The organism is Pseudomonas sp. EA_65y_Pfl2_P74, assembly GCF_963970575.1.
In the GTDB taxonomy this organism is placed as follows: domain Bacteria; phylum Pseudomonadota; class Gammaproteobacteria; order Pseudomonadales; family Pseudomonadaceae; genus Aquipseudomonas; species Aquipseudomonas baetica_A.
This window is the reverse complement of the sequence record NZ_CAXAOQ010000011.1, coordinates 164,810-180,617: the sequence shown is the minus strand read 5'-3', so window position 1 is coordinate 180,617 and position 15,808 is coordinate 164,810. Positions and strand designations below refer to the sequence as shown.

Sequence of the window (15,808 nt, the reverse complement as noted above, 5' to 3'; positions counted from 1 at the left end):
GCCTCTTGTTATGTTTATTGAGGTCGTTGAATGCAGATACCCCATCCATGGAGATCTAAATGGTGGGAGCGGGCTTGCTCGCGAATGCGATGTGTCATCTGATGCAACATCGACTGACAAGCCCTCTCCCACAGGGGGACATCAGTGATGTCGGTGACTCACCACTCGGCAAAACTGCCATCGGCATGGCGCCAGATCGGGTTGCGCCAGCGGTGGCCGACGGCCGCACGTTCGATCACGTATTCCTCGTTGATCTCGATCCCCAAGCCGGGCCCATTCGGGATCTTCACGAAGCCTTTGTCGTAATCGAATACCTGCGGATCTTTCACGTAGTCGAGCAAATCGTTGCTCTCGTTGTAATGGATGCCCAGGCTCTGCTCCTGGATAAACGCGTTGTAACAAGCCGCGTCCAGTTGCAAACAAGCCGCCAGCGCAATCGGCCCCAACGGGCAATGCAGCGCCAATGCCACGTCGTAGGCTTCGGCCATGTTGGCGATCTTGCGGGTTTCGGTGATGCCGCCCGCGTGGGAAGCATCCGGCTGGATGATGTCGACGTAACCTTCGCTCAACACCCGTTTAAAATCCCACCGCGAGAACAGTCGCTCACCGAGGGCAATCGGCGTGCTGGTCAGCGGCGCCAGCTCTTTCAACGCTTCATAGTTTTCGCTGAGCACAGGCTCCTCGATAAACATCAGTTTGTACGGATCGAGTTCCTTCATCAGCACCTTGGCCATGGGCTTGTGCACCCGGCCATGGAAGTCGACACCGATGCCCACGTTCGGCCCGACCGCATCACGCACGGCGGCGACGTTGGCCAACGCGAGGTCGACTTTTTCGAAGGAGTCGAGAAATTGCAGCTCTTCGGTGCCGTTCATTTTTACCGCGGTAAAACCACGACTGACGGCCTCTTTCGCGGCGCGTGCTGTATCGGCCGGACGGTCGCCACCGATCCACGAATACACACGGATCTTGTCGCGCACCTGACCGCCGAGCAGATCGCTGACCGACACACCGAGGGCCTTGCCCTTGATATCCCACAGGGCCTGATCGATGCCGGCCAGTGCACTCATGTGGATCGCGCCGCCACGGTAAAAGCCGCCGCGATACAGCACCGTCCAGATGTCTTCGATGTTGCGTGGGTCTTTGCCGATCAGGTAGTCGGACAATTCTTCTACGGCGGCCGCCACGGTGTGCGCGCGACCTTCAACCACAGGCTCGCCCCAACCGGTCACGCCTTCGTCGGTTTCGACTTTGAGGAAACACCAGCGCGGCGGGACGATGAAGGTGGTGAGTTTGGTGATTTTCATCTTGTTGTCTCTCTTGTTGGATGCGCCAGCGTTCTTAGCGAAGGACTTTCCAGGCAGTGACATAGGCCTTGGCATTGACCGCCACTTGCTCCGGCGTCATGCCCGGTTTGAATAGCCCGGAACCGAGGCCGAAACCTTTCACTCCGGCGTCGATAAATACCTGCATGTTGTCCGGGGTAATGCCGCCGACCGGCGCCAGCACCGTGCCCGTCGGCAACACCGCCAGCCAGGCTTTGACGACCGCCGGGCCCATCTGCTCGGCGGGAAACAGCTTGAGAATGTCTGCGCCCTCCGCCAGCGCCGCAAACGCTTCGGTCGGTGTGGCCACACCCGGCGACAGGTACAGCCCCGCCGCTTTCGCGGCGCGCAGTACCTTGGCATCGCTGTGCGGCATGACGATCACCTGGCCGCCCGCCTCTTTCACCAAGTCGACCTGCTCCGCCGACAACACCGTACCGGCACCGATCAGGCAATCGGCGGGCAAGGTCTTGCGCAGAATGTGGATACTTTCGTACGGCGATGGGGAATTAAGCGGTACTTCTATGACGCGAAATCCGGCTGTATACAGGACTTCTCCGACAGCGGCGGCTTCCTGCGGATACAGGCCCCGCAGGATCGCGATCAGACCGTTTTGCGCCAATGCTTGCTTGAGCATGTCAGGCCTCCAGTCAGGGTTAACGGGATGAGGGATCAATCAGTCCGGCGGCCAGCGCCAGTTGCCACAAACCACGCTCGGTGGCCTGTTCGGCCAGCGTGACCTTGGCGAAACCGCAGGCATCGAGCGCGCGGCTATAGCGCGCGCAGAGTGGCGCGTTGCCGATGAGGATGATCGAAGGAAGATTCGGGTTGTTGCGGCGACGCCGTTGCACTGAGGCGAGCGCCGCCAACTCATGACCGATCATCAGGCCGGACAGATAATCCGCTTGGGCCGTCGGGCTCAGTTCACCGGTCAGCCCCAAGGTACGGGCGCTAAACAACGTCGAGAGCACGCCGAGTTCACCGTCCGCCGACAGAGCCACCTGTATGCCCCGGTCAAACGCCTGACCATCGAACGCCGCACCTTGCTGTTGGGTACGGCCGAGGATGCTGTGGTCACTGAGCACGGCGAATACTTCGCCGGTCATGAAGGTGTCGAAATGCGTGATGCAGCCATCGACCACCTCCACCCATTTCGAGTGACTGCCCGGCAGGCCGATCAACAGCTCATCGCCCGCCTCGACCGGAAGATTCTGCAGAACGCCGAGGACTTGCGTTTCTTCGCCGCGCATTACGTTCGGCAGACGCGAACGCTGAATCACGCCCGGCACGATATGCACTCGCGTACCGCGAAGACTGACAACTGTTTGTAGGGAGTTTCCGAGATTGGCGACGTTCGCCGGCGTCTCGCCGTAGGCCGCTTCGCGCCAGCCCTGAGCACTGCCGACCATGCCGCAAGCGATCACCGGCAGATCCGGCTGCGCATCGAGCCAGTCGCCACACGCCTCGTCGAAGGCCAGTTCAAAACCATCGGTGCATTCGCGACCGTTGATGACTCGCGGGGTTTTCGGCAGTTGCATGATCCCGGACGACAGCGAGCGCTGCTCCAGCACCACACCGCCCGCCGCAAGTTTGTAAGCACGTAATGAGGTCGTCCCCCAGTCGAGCGCGATCAATTGCGCCTGCATCGCTTCACCTGTTTTGTTTTTGGCAGTGAGTGCGACGGACTATAAACCTTGGCGCAGGAAAATCTCAATATATAAATATCAATCCCATATTATGGGATACGAGTGTACGGCAAGTATTGCTTTTCGCAGCCTTTAACATGCCGATCCGCTTCCACTCGGCCATCGCGCACCGGACATGTTCAAGGAAGAAATGTGTACGAGCAGGCGTTCATTCTGACTCTGCATACGATTAAATTTCGCTCCTCTAATTCAGCGTCCAAGTCCTTGCAGTTCATCTGCGTTTCACTCGATGAGTCCTTCACTCTATAAAGCATGAGGCCCGCTTTAAAGGCTACCCCGTTGGGAGGCGATCCACCCCTCACCATATTCATTCAGACTCCTGAGACCAGGCGCTGGAAACTTTCATGGCTTTTTCGCGGAGCGCTCCAGCACATACCTAAAGTATGAAACGGCAACGCACCAACTCCACCCGCGGGGCTTGTCAGTTTGCAAGAACAGCAAATAAACGTTATTCAAACACAGAAAAAAATCGCTCACACCCGCCCGAGTTCTGAGCCTCGGACATGTAAACAATGCCTACGTATTAGGCTGACAAACATCCTACAAGGGCTCTGCAGTCTGGATAAGCGAATTCAATACCAACTTTATTTCTGAAGCGGGATCTTTATGCCCTTGCAATATCAACCCCTCCGACAGAGCGGTGAATGTCTTTGCAAGATTGGCGCACTCCAACGGAGGCTTCTTTCCTGAATGATTGAATATAATCGCAATCAACTTGCCCAAGGCCTCACTATTCTCCTGATGCAGAGCGTAGTAATGCGCTGAAAACTCCTCATCGCGCAAAGCAATCAGTTGTAACTCCGCATCCAAAATGGCACAACTGGCGTTATTTTTAAGCGTATCGATATAAGAATTCAATCCATGCACCAGTTCTTCTGATGAATACCCGGCAGCCAGCGTGACGCCCAGCCGATCGATTTCAACCCGCTTGAACCTCTGGGTTAATTGCAGAAGCAAGTCTGACTTGCTGGTAAAGTTTGAAAAAAAAGCTCCCTTTGAAAAACCCGCCTCCTCAGATATAGCATTGACACTCGCGGCATGAAAGCCTTTTCTAACCATAAGATCAGTGGCGGTATCGAACAATTTATCCCGTGTTACTTGCTGGCTTTCTTCACGCCCCATTCTCTTCTTAATCACACCCTCGGCTCCTCTGGCCAAACAAAAAAAATCTATTTGTAACTAAATGTAATGAACTTGCCATTCACTGCGAATACTAATTTAACGACTATACCTTATACCAGACTACCTTAATCAATTTACATTTAAGCTTTTAAAATGTGCCATGTAAATGCCATGCATGGAAACGGAGGCGGCGAAATGCACTGCGTCGACATGCAACCCCGACAGTGCAAGCGCTTGCAACTCATAAAGAGGTGGCAACTGCAGCACGCTCAGGCACTTCGGTATCCAACCGGACGCGTGGCCCACCCGATCGAATCAGCAAGGCTGTCTTGGGGCTCCCCCAAAGGAAAGCGGCGAGCGACGAAAAATTCCCTTCAATGGCCTCAATTCTCCCAAACCAGGTGAGACGACCACTACCATAAAATCTACAAACTGCTGATTTTAATGGATTTTAATCCAACTCAACGACCTCCCCCCTACAACCAAAACGAAATACCGCTTGATTTTCAGATACCGAATGGTTTTTACTTGCGCCGTTGGTTCAGCCAACACCTGATCAGAGCATTGAGCCCCGTGACATCAATCTCAATGCAGCAGCAGGTTACCCCACAGGAGCTGGATTTTAATGGAATATGCCTTTGTTACAGGCGCTACTGGCCTGCTCGGTAATAATTTGGTTCATGCGCTTTTAAAGCGAAACATCAAAGTAAAAGCACTGGTTCGTTCCGTAGAGAAAGCCAGGAAGCAGTTCGGCAGTCTGCCTGTCGAATTTGTCGAAGGCGATATGCTCAATGTCGACGCCTTCAGCCATGCCCTGCAAGGCTGTGATGCCTTATTTCATACCGCTGCCTACTTCCGCGACAGTTATAAAGGTGGAAAACACTGGCAGAAACTGTATGACACCAACGTCACCGGGACCGAGCAATTATTGCAAGCCGCCTACGCCGCCGGCATTCGTCGTGCAGTCCATACTTCATCCATTGCCGTATTGAAGGGCAACAAAGATGAGGTAATCGATGAGACGATGTCCCGCAGTGAATCGGAAGCTGATGATTACTACTTGAGCAAAATACTGTCCGAGCAAAAAATCCAGGCGTTCTTGTTAAAACACCCGGACATGTTTATCGCGATGGTATTACCGGGCTGGATGTTCGGCCCCGGGGATATCGGCCCGACCTCATCAGGACAGTTCCTGCTCGACTTTGTCGGAATGAAATTGCCTGGTGTGCTGCCAGGCAGTTTTTCCGTAGTAGACGCCCGGGATGTGGCGGAACATCAGCTCGCAGCCATCACACGCGGCCGATCCGGAGAACGTTATCTGGCAGCCGGCAATCATATGAACATGAAAAGCATCTTCCAGGTTCTCTCCAGTGTCAGTGGCGTAAAAGCCCCGGAGCGAAAAATCCCGTTGTTCATGCTGCGAATAATTGCCTTGATGTATGAAGGTTATTACCGAGTGACAAAAAAACCGGTGCTCATCAGCACTTCCACCGTAAAACTCATGGAGCAAGAGCAAGGGCGCACTCATTTCAGCCATAACAAAAGCCTGAAAGAGCTGGAATGCAAGTTTCGCCCCGTAGCAGAAACACTGACCGACACTCTGGACTGGTATCGAAAGAACAACTACACAAATGCATAGTTGAAACACTTTATCTGTAGCCTGCCTCTGTATTACTTTTTTTGTCTAACCATTACTTCAAGGATTGAGAGGGGTTGGTAAATGAAAAGCCTTTCATATAAAGAAGGTTTTCTGCATCGTTTCGTCGGTTTTTCAGAATCGTTCCCGGACCACGTTGCGATCAGGAACCTGGACGCGGAAGAAGAGACTGTCACTTACCGTGGGTTGCGAATAAAGGCTGAAGAGTGCAACGGCGCACTGAAAAATCTAGGTGTATTACCAGGTGACAAAGTGGCGGTTGTTCTACCCAATGGGGTGGAGTTCATCGCTTACTACCTGGCGATCATCGGGCGCGGAGCGACTCCGATTATCCTCAACTACAAACTGACGCCATTCGAAATGAGCAGCGTCATCAGTATTGCCCGCCCGACGCTGGTCGTGACGACCGAAACGCTATTCAAGCAACATAGCGAGACATTTCAGCCTGCCTACGGCGTTCATCACTCCTTGGTGTTGAACACCGCAAGCGAGCCATCCCCTTCCCTGCCCGACAACGCAACGGCCGAATCACAGCTTCCTCGACAGACCGAACCTTTGTTATTGCCTGAAGGCAATCCGATCGTCTCGGTACAGTTCACGTATAGGGGCACCGGCAAACCTCTGGCCGTTCCTCACCGCTACCTTGATCTGACGCAATCGAGCGATGGACTGCATGAGCATTTTCATCTTCAAGGGGTCGGATCCGTTCATCTGGTGACGCTGCCGCTGTATGCCATCTTCGGACTGTCCGTGATGATGGTCTTTCCATTGAGCGTGGGCGCCACCCTGCTCATGACCAACACCCTGCTCAATAGGGATCTGGCGGAAGTCTTGTCCCGTCATCAGGTCACTTTTGCCTGCCTGGTGCCTGACGTCATTCGTTACTTCAATACGCGACTGGCCAAACGCAAAGGCGCGCTGTTGCCGATGCACCCACAACTGATGATTTATTCAGGTGGCAGCCATCTACCGGCAGACGAAGCCGACAAACTGGGAAGGCTGCTGGGGTGCAATCCGGTGCTGCAAGGCTATGGATTGACCGAGAGCATGCCGGTGATAGTCCAGAGCTCGATCGACAAGGTCCATCGTGGCGCCATGGGCCAGCCGATTCGCAACGTAGAACTGCGGGTCGTCGATGCTCAGGGTCAAGACGTCGCAACGGGGCGTATCGGCGAACTGTTGATACGCGGCCCGATGGTGATTGACGGATACAACGATGCCGCGCAAGCCAATGCCCGGTTCTTTCGTGAAGGCTGGCTGCACACGGGAGATCTGGTCTGGCGGGACGATGAAGGACACGTGTTCTTCTATTGCCAGCGCCTGCGGATTTCGAAGATCAAAGCGCAAATGGTCGACTTGACCGAAATCGAATCCATTGCCCTGAAGCATCCTTGCGTGGTGCGCGCGAAAGCTTACATCGTCCCTGACAACAAGGAGGTCAACGTATTGCACCTGTGCGTCGAAGGGAGCGGTGACCTGACCCAGAACGCTCTCTCCACCCTGCTCTCGCGCTACCTCTCAAGCTTCAAACTGCCTAGAACCATCGAGATTGTCTCTCTCAAGGAAGAGATCCATGCCAGCAAATAGCACACAACCGGTACTGGCCGTTTTCGACTTTGACGGCACACTGACCGACAGACATACGTTCTGGCGCTACATGCGTTTTATCGTGGGAACCCAGTCGTTCTGGCTAAGGATCGTTCCCCTGCTGCCCAAAATGCTCAGTGTGATCCTTGGCATCACACCGTTGATGCAGGCGCGCCTGGCGTTCATTGCCTGCTACCTGGGCGGCCTGTCAGTTGAGCAAGAGCGCGAACATGCCAAGTATTTCATTAGCGAACAGCTACCGCTCTGGCTCAGGCCCGAAGCCTTGCGCCGGCTGCAATGGCATCAGTCCATGGGCCATGTCACGGCACTGGTCAGTAACTCGCCGGAGAACTATCTGATTCCCTGGGGGCAGGCAGCAGGTTTTGACTATGTATGTGGCACCCGCCTGGCGACGGCGAAGAACAAACTCACTGGCGGGATATCAGGTACCAACTGTGTTGAGAGAGAAAAAGTCACACGGCTCAAAGGCTGTTTGAGCAACCTTGATGATTTTTACATTTATGCCTACGGAGATTCATCAGGTGACGATGCCCTGCTCGGCATTGCCAACTCTCCCTTCTATAGAAACTGGTACTAACAGATGAACACTCTGAGCACGTTGGCACCCAAGCACCTGGGCCTCGGTAGAAACCCGACCGTCATGATCGTCGGTGCTGGCCCTATAGGGCTGTCCCTGGCAATCATGCTGAAGAAGTGGGGCGTCTCTTTTCGCATTATTGAAAAGAATGCCGGCCCCTCCACCGCCACCAAGGCAATGGCCATTCACTCCAGAACCCTGGAAATTTTTCGCGATCTGGGTGTTGCCGATCAGGCCATCAGCGACGGGTTCACGATCAACCAGTTTTCGGTGCAGTCGAACGCCAAACGGGTACTGAACTACAACTTCTCCTACCTGGATACAACCTATCCCCTGCTTCTCAGCCTGCCACAGCCGCAAACAGAAAAGATTCTGCTTGAGCGCCTTGGCAAGTTGGGGGTGGAGGTCGAGTGGAATACCGAACTGGTCGATATAGAAAACCTGCCGGGTTCCGTGCGAATGACGCTTCATCATGCGGACGGTGACGACGAATCCTTCAGCAGTCGGTGGGTGGCCGCGTGCGACGGTGCTCGCAGCAACATCAGAAAACGTCTTGAGATGCCCTTCGAAGGATCGTCCTACGACCGTTTCTTCATGCTGGCCGATGCCGATATCGAGTGGTCTGGCAGCAAGGACGAAGGGGCTTTCTTCCTCGGTGCGCAGGACGGCTATGTGGCGGTCGCACCGATCAGCGCGCAATCGCGTTATCGACTGTTCATCGAGATGCCCTACGACCTGCCGCCAGAAGGCGAGCGTCCGTCCTTGAGCCTGGAGAACTTTCAGCGGTTGTGCGAAGGGCGCGGGCAAAAGATGACGCTGTCCAATATTTCATCGACTACCATCGCCTCCTTTCAACATCGTCGCGTGCAGTCGCTGCAACAAGGCTCTGTGTTCCTGGTGGGCGATTCGGCTCATATCGGCAGCCCGATCGGCGGGCAATGGATGAACCTGGGTGTTTCCGAGGCCTACAACCTGGCGTGGAAAATGGCCTATGTCGATCAGGGCCTGGCGGATCAATCACTGCTGGAAAGCTACAACGAAGAACGTTATCCGGTTGCCCTGGAAGTCGAGAACACGGCACACCGACTGACCGCATTGATAACCCTCAGGCATCGCGCCCTCGTTTGGCTGCGCGACAATGTTCTGCCACTGCTGAGCAACAGGCGCAAGGTTCAGCGCACGTTGCCCACGATGATTTCCGGTCATCAGTACCACTACGGCAAAAGTGATTACATTCAAGAATCACTGACGAAAAAGCAGCGCATGAATTGGGACAAAAAAGGGAAGAAACCCGAATTCCAGACGACTGCACCTCGCGCAGGTCAACTGGCTCCCGATGTAGAGTTGTGGCAACGGCAGGGTTTGCCGCAAAAACGCTTGATCGACTTGTTCCAGGGAACCTTCACACTGCTGATTTTCAGCGCAGCCGATCAGTTTTCTCCCTTGCTACCGGGCTATTGCTCGCTGGCCGAGTCGGTAGAGAAGGATTACCCGGGCATCAAGGCTTATTGCATCATTGATGCATTGAGTAGCTCCGAGCTGCCTTTCTGGCACTCAACGTTGTTGGACCCCGATTGGCGGCTGCACAAGCGCTACCACGCCAAAGAGGGCACATTGATGCTGATTCGTCCTGACGGCTATATCGCTTTCCAGGGGGCTGATGCAATCACGCTCTTCACTTATCTGAACGTAAGATCCGGGCTGCTCAAAGGGGCCAGAAAAACAACATCTTCCGAGATCGACGCAGTGGAACTCCAACTTTAAGTCTCTATATGGCTACTGCCTGTTTGCTTCATTGAGTGACACAGGGCCCAGCCTTGGGCCATGACTTTTGATTTCTTGTTGATAGAAAACATATACCGACTTTGGTTAGGAGAACCCCATGCGCGCCCAACTCAACGATGTTGTGCAGGAATTCATCGTGTCCAATGGAAAAATAGCGCATAGCTATTTCTCTCTTTCAGAAAAAATCATTGATTCACTTTGCGATTCCAATATCGAAAAAGAGTCCATATTGATGCGTTTGCTAGAGCAGGCCGAAACGGTCACTGCGCATTACTTCAACGCTCATCAACAAGTCCTGGAAGGTGTTTATGCCAATGGGGTTGAAACCCCCGTCAATAGAAGCCTGCCCGCCCTGGAGCCCGTACACGCCAACCCGGTAGTGCTGGCATCGGCAACCGTTGCCGACCAAACGCCTGCGCTCAGCTACGCGCAATGGTTGCGCGCCGAAATAAGTTCGGTTACTGGATTCAAGAAGGAACAAATCGACTTCGATCAAAGTTTCGAGAGTTTGGGCATCGACTCCCTGGGGCTGGTCGATATTTTCGAATCCCTGGCTCAACACTTTCCGGAAAAGAAAGAACTTACCTCATTACTCTTTGATGCGCCCTCGCCTACCGTCCTGCTGGCACGACTTGAAGCCAATCCGCAGGCGCCTGTCGTGAATATCGAAACATGGGTACTTGAGCAACTGGCGAATATCACCGGTTTTACCGCTGACCAGATCGACCAGAAGCAAAGCTATGAAAGCCTGGGCCTGGACTCCCTGGTGCAACTGGACTTCCAGGAAGCGATCGTCGCTTTGTGGCCGTCACTCAAGGCCAACAGCACGGAGTTGGTCAACGCCAAGTGTCCACAGGAAACAATCGTATTGATTAAAGCCGCCCTGGCCACCCCCGAATCCACCTCAGGCATACCCAGCCAAACGCAACCATCCAGCACACCAGCCCCCCAGGAGCCGCTAAGCAATCTGCTTTTAAACGCCCTGTCCCCCCTGATCCCCGACGCGCCACAGCCGATCGACATCGAGACGCCTTTCGCGCAGTTGGGGCTCAGCGGTTTTGCCCGCGAAACCCTCTGCCAATCAATGGCGCAACAGTGCCCTGTCAGCGAATTCGCCGGTGAGGCGCTGATGTCGCGTCGTACGCCGCAAGACGCCGTGTCGCTGCTGAAAAAACTGGGCTGAGCCGCTGTAAAAAAATGGAATGGAACCCGGTGATCGCAAAGATCACCCGGCATTTTGACAACCAGGAGAACGGGTATGAGTGGCGCGGTAACGACAGAGGGTGATTTTTGCTTCAGTGCAATGGCTGGAGAGTTTCCCGGGGCCCCTTCAACGGATGCGCTTTGGCACTTGCTCGCGCAGGGACAGGTAGCGCCCATCGATTCGATGCTGACACGCTGGGAGCTGGATAAGGCGACAATCTATTCGGCCAAGAAAGGGGAAAAGGATCGTACTTACCTGGACAGTGCTTTTTGCCTGACCGATGACGCATCGACCCCTTCACGCCATGAAGGACGGCAGGTCGCCATCGGCAAGAAAGTACTCCAGACACTCCTCACCCAGCTTGCCGCACAAGGCTCGGTATTGATCAAGGAGCGCACCGCGTTGGTGGTCGCGACGTCCTGGAGCGATGAGAGTTACTTCGTCACCGGCGTCTGCGCAACAGCCAATACACCACGCGGTTATACGCCGGGTGAGCAAGTCGCTGAACTGGCGGCGGCGTTTGCCTTGGGTGGCCCCGCGTTATCAGTAGACACCGCCTGCAGTTCGTTCCCCTATGCAATCGATATGGCCCAAGCACTGGTCAACAGCGCACAGGCAGACAACGCGATTGTCATGGCACTGAACACCGTGCTGCCGCCGGCGCTGTTTCTGGGGTTCTCGCAGTTGACCGCTTTTTCCTCCCGAGCCCAAATGCAGGCGTTCGGCCAGGACGCTGACGGCATTGTGCCGGGCGAATGTGCGGTCGCCTTTCTGGTCGAGCCTGTCTCGCAGGCCCTGATTGCGAAGCGCCGTCCCTTGGGGGTTTTGCGGGCATTGGGACTGTCGGCCGACGGCGCCGAAGGTTCGGTGTTTGCGCCAGGCAAACAGGCTCAATGCACGGCTTACCAGCGTGCCTATATCGGTCTTGACCCCAACGACGTCGACTACATCGAGACCCATGGCACCGGTACACCGCTAGGGGATGCGACAGAGCTGGACTCGTTGAACAGTTTCTTCGCCCCTCATCGCACAGCTGGCAAAAAGATAATGATCGGTTCGATCAAATCCGTCATTGGTCACCCATTGGCCGCCGCCGGAGGCGCTTCGCTCGCCAAGGCATTGATGATATTGCGTCACAAAGGTATTCCCCCTCAGCCCGACTACCGCCCCAGCGCAAAAGTCGATGAGACCTGCCTGCAGTTGGCCACAGCGCAGGTACAGCCCCTGGCAGATCGTCCGTCGGCGATTCGGGTTGGCATATCCAGCTTTGGTTTCGGCGGCGCCAATGCGCATCTGGTGGTGGATGAGTACATTCCCGACAACCGCGCTGCCGTCCCCCGGGTCGCCCCCGGCGTGCTGATGCTGGACCTTGCCATTGTCGAGGCTGAAGCGGCGATCGGCAGTCACTTCTCATTGCAGGCGCTCAAGCAACAACTCGATCAGCCAGCAGCACCGTCAGTCAGTTTCCCTTATGGGCGCTTCGTTGATTGCGCCGCCACTGCGGGCCAGCCGTTACTGGGGAAATTCCTGTCGCAGGATCGCGTCATTGATATAGACGGTTTCGGCATGGGGCCCAAACATCTGGCCCATGTCGATCCGTTCAAGCTGTTGGTCACCGATCGCATCAATCATTTACTGCAACGCCTGCCAGGCGTGGCCGGCTCACCCGGCACTGCGATGGTCATGTGCTGCAACATGGGTGGGGAGCGTTTCAGCAATGCGTATAGCGGCGCCCACACGTTCTATTCCAAGGCTCAAGGCATGCCGCCCGGTGTGGAGGTGACGGATGTGGCCACCATGTTGCCGAACATGTTGTCCGGCTACCCGGCGAAAATTTTTGACTTCAAAGGTTTCCATCAAACACTGGTCGGCACCCCTGGCTTGTTCTGGCAAACCTTGCTGGCATCGCAGCAGTGGCTCAAGGGCGGCGTGACGACGCTCTTGCTCGGTGCAGGGCGTTTTATCAGTGGCGAAATAGAGATCGAACGCGCCCGGCACTCAGCGACACGGCAAGGCGAAGGGGTGGGGGTGATCGCTCTGCGCCCCTATCTACCAAGCTCCAGCGACAAGCCTTTACTGGTGATCCGCGCAGCAGTCTTGGCCCATGCCGCGAACACGCTGCAAGAGGCTTGCCAACTGCAGGGCAAAGCGCTGAGTCAATACCAGAACATTGAAGTCTGCGAACTGCAGCCTGATGCAACTCATGCCAGCAGTTCACTGCAAGAAATGACCGGTTTTTTGGCCGAAGCCAGTGGCATCGAAACCCTGTTGGCGGTGCTGTTGAGTGCCTCTGTTCACACGGTGATCGAGGTGCGCGAAGCCGGCAAGGCTGTGATGTGGTTATTTACTGAAAAACTTCGGGAGTGGCGCACGACCGCCGCCGAACCCGCCGCGGCCGTCAAGCATCCCTTCACGTTGCGTTTCGCTCACTCGGCGCCCCAGGCGTTGCAGAAGGTCATCTCGCCTGCACACCCTGTCAGCCTGGTGAGGGAGCCGCGACACGACGGTGTCGACGTACTGGAACTGAGCGAGTTGCTGACCAGCACCCTGCTCTCGGGGCTACGTGTCAGAACTCGCGCTGTGGAGGGACTTCTCGCACTGCACCGTGGCTCGCAAGCCCAGCGCCCCGCGCACTGGCAACGTCGCCCGGAGAATATCGTGATCGCCAACGTCCAGCGTGGCCCTCAGTCACTGCACGCCCAACTCGTGGTGAATGAAGCGCACCCTTACTTCTTCGACCATCCACTTGATCACATCCCCGGCATTTTATTGCTCGAGGGCGTGTTGCAACTGATTGAACTCGCCATGCCCCCACTGAGCGGCCGAGTAGCCTATGTCAAAAACCTGAGTATCAAGTTCCAGCAATACGTACAGAAGCAGGGTGCGATTGAGCTTCATCTGGAGCAAGGCAAAGACCCTCAGGTCTTCAATGCCAAGGTCATGCAGGCCGGCAAGTTGATGTGCACATGCATCCTTGGCATGGCTTACAACTCGGCGTTCGAAACATCGCCCGCCGGCGAATTCACGGCTGTTCGCTGCCGCGACAAGGCGTTGCTGCACAAGGCCAGAGAAGAAAACATCATCGTCAGTGACATAAGCGGTATCGCCCAGGGTTTGAGCGTAGACACGCTCAAACTGCCGGAAGAGCACATCTTCCAGGAGGGCGATCCAGAGCACTATTCGATGGTCTATTTCCTCGAAGTTGCCCGTCAGTGCTACATGCAGATTGCTCACAGCCATCTACGAATCCCACTCAATACCCCGATGAACCTGCTGGCCTTGAGTTTCACTCTCGATCGGCCAATCCCCAGAAACAGCCCCCTGTCATTGGCACCGCAAGCCGGTTTTGACGCGCAGGATCAGCCCTTCAAAACGAACCGGATCTACATCGACCTGTTCAACCGGGGCGAAAAAATCGGTCAAGCGAATATTACCGCTCAAGTGCTGAGTCAATCCGCGCCGGCTGCGTGACAGCCCCACACAACAATGGTGTCGCCGTGAACGATGTAAATGTGCAAGTCCGAGTCAAATCGCCTCCTTCTGAAATCTGGGAGATCTGGAGCAACTTCTCAGAAGCGCCGTTATGGGATACCGACGTCAGACATTGTGAACTCGATGGCCCGTTCCAGCCTGGAACGCGGGGCAAGTGCGTCCTCAAAAATGGCCTGAGCATGCCACTGAAACTGGAAGCGGTGCGGCTGCATGAAAGCTATCGGAACACGGCAAGACTGCTTTGGATCGACCTCGAGTTCGATCACCGGATGCACAGGCTTTCCCCGCATGAAACCCAGGTCACCCACAGTGCGAAGATCTCCGGTCCCTTCAGTTTTTTATACCGCGGGCTATTACGAAAGATGCTGACGGCAGCCATGACCACCGCACTGACCAACCTGCGCACCCTGGCGGAACAACGAGCTAAAGCGATGAACAACCTCGTGTTCGAAAAACCTGACGCGCATTGCCAGCACTAAAAAAATACCGGGAACGGGCGTATTGAACGCTCACGCCTGAGCAAGATTCGTCTACTTATCGATAACGGCACACTTCGGACCGAGCATGAACTTACTAAAAAACACTCAGTATCTCGTGATGGGCGTCATAGGCATGGGCTTTGTCAACCCAGCGTCCAGTTCCGCCGACACGCTCGGCCCCTACATCAGTGTCATGGGCGGCCTGAACTGGGTTGCGCCGCAAAACCTCAATCAGAACAACCTCGATTTTGTCGAGATGCAGTTCAATCACCCCTTAAACTCCGGCTACGCCACGGGACTGGCATTGGGCTGGCGATTCCCCGTCGGGCTCAGACCCGAAGTGGAGCTCAGTTACCGCAAAAACACTCTCACCCAATTCAATAACCGGGTCTACGAAGGCGGCGGGAGCATCCCGGGCAAAGGCAAAGAGGAAGTCACCAGCCTGATGGCCAACCTCTGGTATGACTTCCTGAACCTCCCGGCGCCCTTCCGTCGGTTCACGCCCTACATGGGTGGCGGCCTGGGCTACAGCACCGTATCAATCAGTGGCCTGGAAGCCGGCGGCGTCCACTTCGGCAATACTCATCGCGACAACGTGTCGGCCTATCAACTCGGAGCCGGGGTCAGTTTCGAGCTCACCGATCAATGGTCCACATCCCTGGATTATCGATACCTCAAGACGCGCGATGCGCACTTCGGCGACATTCAGGGCCTGCCCCAAGGCGATGTGCGCACTGACTACAGCGCCCAGTCATTAATGCTCGGCCTGCATTATTGGTTCTAAGCGGTTAAATGCATCGACGCCTGGCACGGCGTCGCTATGACAAGCCTGAGGATTGAATAACGCCACTGC

12 protein-coding genes are annotated in these 15,808 nt (G+C 55.5%); 8 read left to right on the top strand and 4 right to left on the bottom strand.

Features of this window, described 5'->3' with window-relative positions; translation table 11 throughout:
* Positions 1–158 precede the first annotated feature (158 nt).
* The 4 genes from dgoD to AACY18_RS11590 all read right to left on the bottom strand — a co-directional run bounded on the left by dgoD (position 159) and on the right by AACY18_RS11590 (position 4,168).
* The gene (gene dgoD / locus AACY18_RS11605) at positions 159–1,307 is read right to left on the bottom strand and encodes a galactonate dehydratase (RefSeq protein ID WP_339431110.1); all 1,149 of its coding nucleotides are present in this window, start codon (positions 1,305–1,307) and stop codon (positions 159–161) included.
* A gap of 34 nt (positions 1,308–1,341) precedes the next feature.
* On the bottom strand, positions 1,342–1,962 hold the full coding sequence (locus AACY18_RS11600) for a 2-dehydro-3-deoxy-6-phosphogalactonate aldolase (protein ID WP_339464906.1): 621 nt from the start codon (positions 1,960–1,962) through the stop codon (positions 1,342–1,344).
* Positions 1,963–1,981: 19 nt separating this feature from the next.
* Positions 1,982–2,971 carry a 2-dehydro-3-deoxygalactonokinase gene (locus AACY18_RS11595; RefSeq protein ID WP_339431108.1) on the bottom strand — a complete coding sequence of 330 codons (990 nt, stop codon included), beginning with the start codon at positions 2,969–2,971 and terminating at the stop codon, positions 1,982–1,984.
* Between the two features lie 600 nt (positions 2,972–3,571).
* Entirely contained in the window at positions 3,572–4,168 is a 597-nt protein-coding gene (locus AACY18_RS11590; protein WP_339431107.1) for a TetR/AcrR family transcriptional regulator, read from the bottom strand.
* A 610-nt stretch (positions 4,169–4,778) separates the two neighbouring features.
* Here AACY18_RS11590 and AACY18_RS11585 point away from each other — a divergent pair.
* The 8 genes from AACY18_RS11585 to AACY18_RS11550 all read left to right on the top strand — a co-directional run bounded on the left by AACY18_RS11585 (position 4,779) and on the right by AACY18_RS11550 (position 15,739).
* Positions 4,779–5,792 carry an SDR family oxidoreductase gene (locus AACY18_RS11585; protein ID WP_339431106.1) on the top strand — a complete coding sequence of 338 codons (1,014 nt, stop codon included), beginning with the start codon at positions 4,779–4,781 and terminating at the stop codon, positions 5,790–5,792.
* 81 nt (positions 5,793–5,873) lie between these two features.
* Positions 5,874–7,397, top strand: a complete 1,524-nt coding sequence (locus tag AACY18_RS11580; protein ID WP_339431105.1) for a class I adenylate-forming enzyme family protein — start codon at positions 5,874–5,876, stop codon at positions 7,395–7,397.
* Complete coding sequence (locus AACY18_RS11575; protein ID WP_339431104.1) at positions 7,384–7,995, top strand: HAD-IB family hydrolase; 612 nt, start codon at positions 7,384–7,386, stop codon at positions 7,993–7,995. The genes AACY18_RS11580 and AACY18_RS11575 overlap by 14 nt, the downstream gene beginning before the upstream one ends.
* Before the next feature lie 3 nt (positions 7,996–7,998).
* Positions 7,999–9,759 carry an FAD-dependent monooxygenase gene (locus AACY18_RS11570; protein ID WP_339464905.1) on the top strand — a complete coding sequence of 587 codons (1,761 nt, stop codon included), beginning with the start codon at positions 7,999–8,001 and terminating at the stop codon, positions 9,757–9,759.
* A gap of 118 nt (positions 9,760–9,877) precedes the next feature.
* Positions 9,878–10,963: an acyl carrier protein gene (locus AACY18_RS11565; protein WP_339464904.1), complete on the top strand. Its 1,086-nt coding sequence runs from the start codon at positions 9,878–9,880 to the stop codon at positions 10,961–10,963.
* 75 nt (positions 10,964–11,038) lie between these two features.
* Positions 11,039–14,455, top strand: coding sequence for a beta-ketoacyl synthase N-terminal-like domain-containing protein (locus AACY18_RS11560; protein WP_339464902.1), 3,417 nt, complete (start codon positions 11,039–11,041; stop codon positions 14,453–14,455).
* 26 nt (positions 14,456–14,481) lie between these two features.
* Complete coding sequence (locus tag AACY18_RS11555) at positions 14,482–14,955, top strand: SRPBCC family protein (RefSeq protein WP_339431100.1); 474 nt, start codon at positions 14,482–14,484, stop codon at positions 14,953–14,955.
* A gap of 85 nt (positions 14,956–15,040) precedes the next feature.
* The gene (locus AACY18_RS11550) at positions 15,041–15,739 is read left to right on the top strand and encodes an outer membrane protein (protein WP_339464901.1); all 699 of its coding nucleotides are present in this window, start codon (positions 15,041–15,043) and stop codon (positions 15,737–15,739) included.
* The last annotated feature ends 69 nt before the right edge of the window (positions 15,740–15,808 follow it).